A 2,968-nucleotide genomic window follows, 5' to 3' on the forward strand; every position below is an offset into this window, starting at 1 on the left:
GTGATTCCTTGATCGGCCTGTATTCTGGACCGATTCCAACCGACAGACGCGAATCTCGTGCACGGATTTTGGGGTATTCGCAGCACCACGCCGGCAAATCTGTATACCAATATGTACTTTACACCAATTCATCTGACTATCACTGCTATAGGGTGTATTTTGGTTGTCCACTGGCGACAACCGAGTACACGATAGTTCCTACTCACTGCCATAATGACAGACGGCTACGAAAATGGGTGTCTTAGAATTCCCACAACCCGCAGCAAACGGCCTTCTCGAGTGGGTGAGACGATGGGTAGCGAGCGAATCCGCTGGTCGCACAAATCCCTCGACGAACTCCGGTCGTTCTGGAACAAGCAAATTGAACCTGACCTCCGACACGCCGGCCATGATCTCGACGAGTGGCCGGCCTATCATGATCTCCTCGAGATGGGCTACGGCGCCTCGTCGAATTCCTCAAGCCGGTTGTCCAGGCCCTCGAAATCATCGTCGACGCCGGCCTCTTGAATCGCTGTCTCGATGCTATCGGCCATATCTGATTCCCGTCGCCATGTCATTTGTTCTTCGACGGAAGCTCGGGGTCGGTGTAGCGCTTGAGGGTATCGCGATAGTTGTCGGCCTTGTTGCCCGACTCGAGGAAGTCGTCGATAGCGTTCTCGAGGTCGTGTTCTCCGGGTGTCGCCGCTGAATCGCTTGGATCGATTCGGTTTCCCGTACAGTCGCTAGTTGTCCACTGCATCAATCACGCCACGGATAGATCCGAGGAAATAGACAAGACGTGAGGTAGAATCAGTGTGTCACCCATCTGTTCTAGTTTAGTGACGGAGTGAAGCAGGATCTCAGCGGAGACTATACCGAATTGAGGCGGATTAGATCAGGAGACTGGGTTCGCTGGAGCAGGCAGTCGCTGATTTGTCGTGTGATACCTTCGAGGCGGCGCACTCACAGCCGTGAGTGCGTCGCCGTTCCAGCGCTGCCGCTATCGACACAGGTGCTTCCCCGGTCGTCAGGCGAGTTCGTTACCAGAACTCGCCTGACTCAACCTGCTCACGTAACCGCGGTCGATGCGGATTTGGATCACGTGAAGCCCACAGCAACAACTCATCTAAATCCGGAAGTTCGTACCCTAAATCGAGCATCACGTACAACTGAATCAGGTGTGAATGGCGTTCGACAGCGTGAGAACATCGTCGACGAGGAAGTTGCAGCGACGACGCTGTGGCGTCGTCGGCGCTTTCCCGTTGTTTCACGTCCAGTTTCCGGAGTTCATCGACGATAACACGGCTCATCAGCAGTGAGATTGCGGCCATGATGACCAGAGCTTCGATGATGTACGGATCGGTCGTGTTGATTTCGTCAAGTCCGAAGCGTGATTTCAGTTCTTTGAACAATAATTCTATTTCCCAGCGCGCCCGATAGAGCTGTGCGATATCGGGCGCACTATAGTCGTCTTTCGAGAGATTTGTCAAATAGAGATGGTACTCTTCAGTATCCTCGTTCCAAACACCGACCAGTCGGAACGTTCGGGTCGTGCTGGTGCACGACCCTCGCTTTCGCTCGAACGAGAGGGTGATGCGAACATCGATTTCCTGTCGCTGCAGGACGTCCTTGACGACCTGCAGCGACTCTCCTTCGAGCGGGATACTGTTCCCCCGCCACGTCCGGAGCTCTTCGACGATCTCGAAGTTTGCGTCGTCTTTCACACGGGAGACGAACCAGCCGTTATTCTGGTCGATGCGGTCGAACAACCAGAAGTCGTAGAAACCGAGATCGAGCAAGACAAGTGCGCCAGCTACCCACTCGCCGGTGGGTAGCTGGCTCCGTTCTTGGGTTTTAGCGTCAGTTGTTCGGTACCGTGTTGGAAGGCCAGTTGAGAGTGATTCTGTTAGGTGAAGTTTCAGACCGGCCTGATCGTCACCGGTCGCAGCGTACACATCCGCGGCGTCTTGATAGAGAGAAACAATGCTCCCATCGGCAATGAGGACGTCTCGAAAGCGTTCGAGACGTCCGCTAAGGTCGGCATTTCTGGTATCGAGATTCTCGATGGCATCATCGAGAATCTCTCGAAGGAGTGCAACGAACGGTGGAGAGAACCACCCGTGGAAGGTTGCATAGGAGAGTTCATCGCAGTCGGACATTTCGACGAATCGTTCGAGAAAAGCCTGTACAGATCGGTCTGACCCAGCAGCGAAGCCAAGTGAAAGCGTGTAGAACAGCGCAACAGCGTCGAATTTCCGTTCACGCTCGACGAGATTCGTTGCGCGAGCGCGCTCGCGCAACTCATCGGAGGGAAACGCTCTTTGAATCCGATCAACAATCACTGAATCCGGTGGGGAGTAAGTCACACTATCCACCGGATTTCTCTGACTGGTAGTTACAACGATATCTAATCAGACGACGGTACACTCTGCTAAACTAGAACGGATGGTGTGTCACCTGACTAGGAGACAGCACACAGATGGGGATCTGTCGCATTACTTCTACTTTGGCAGAGGTTCTGACGACGAGAAAGATAGCTGACGCTAGTAGCCGACCTCGCTTCGCCAGAAGCGAGGCGGCTTAGCCGAGTCCGTGATCACATCCANTTCTGACGACGAGAAAGATAGCTGACGCTAGTAGCCGACCTCGCTTCGCCAGAAGCGAGGCGGCTTAGCCGAGTCCGTGATCACATCCAACTGGTAATCCGGTACCGTTCGTTCGATGCTTCTCTTTCCATCTCAGGTCTCTGTCTAACTCCCGGACGATCCCGTGGAGAAATGCATCTCCGAACGTGAACTCAACGGGGAGTGCTCGCCCGCCACGCCGTGGCCGGGCGAGCACGGCCCACTGCAACACCAGCCACAGCTGCTCTAACAAGAACCCGACGCCCACGTAGAAGAGGCGAATTGTCGTTGACGGTGTTGTCGTCACTGCACGCGCCTCACGGAACTTCTCGTAGCTCTTTTCGGCTCCATTGAATCACTAGACG

At 54.5% G+C, this 2,968-nt stretch carries 2 protein-coding genes and 1 pseudogene; all 3 read right to left on the minus strand.

Annotated features, from left to right (window positions below; all coding sequences use genetic code 11):
- Positions 1 to 553: 553 nt before the first annotated feature.
- Entirely contained in the window at positions 554 to 739 is a 186-nt protein-coding gene (locus C476_RS19125) for a hypothetical protein (RefSeq protein ID WP_008011667.1), read from the minus strand.
- 280 nt (positions 740 to 1,019) lie between these two features.
- Positions 1,020 to 2,354, minus strand: a complete 1,335-nt coding sequence (locus C476_RS07910; protein WP_049911659.1) for an IS4-like element ISH32 family transposase — start codon at positions 2,352 to 2,354, stop codon at positions 1,020 to 1,022.
- Between the two features lie 295 nt (positions 2,355 to 2,649).
- A pseudogene (locus tag C476_RS17770) lies at positions 2,650 to 2,946 on the minus strand (ISH3 family transposase); the annotation flags it as partial.
- Positions 2,947 to 2,968: the final 22 nt, after the last annotated feature.

The organism is Natrinema limicola JCM 13563 (assembly GCF_000337475.1).
Classification (GTDB): Archaea; Halobacteriota; Halobacteria; order Halobacteriales; family Natrialbaceae; genus Natrinema; species Natrinema limicola.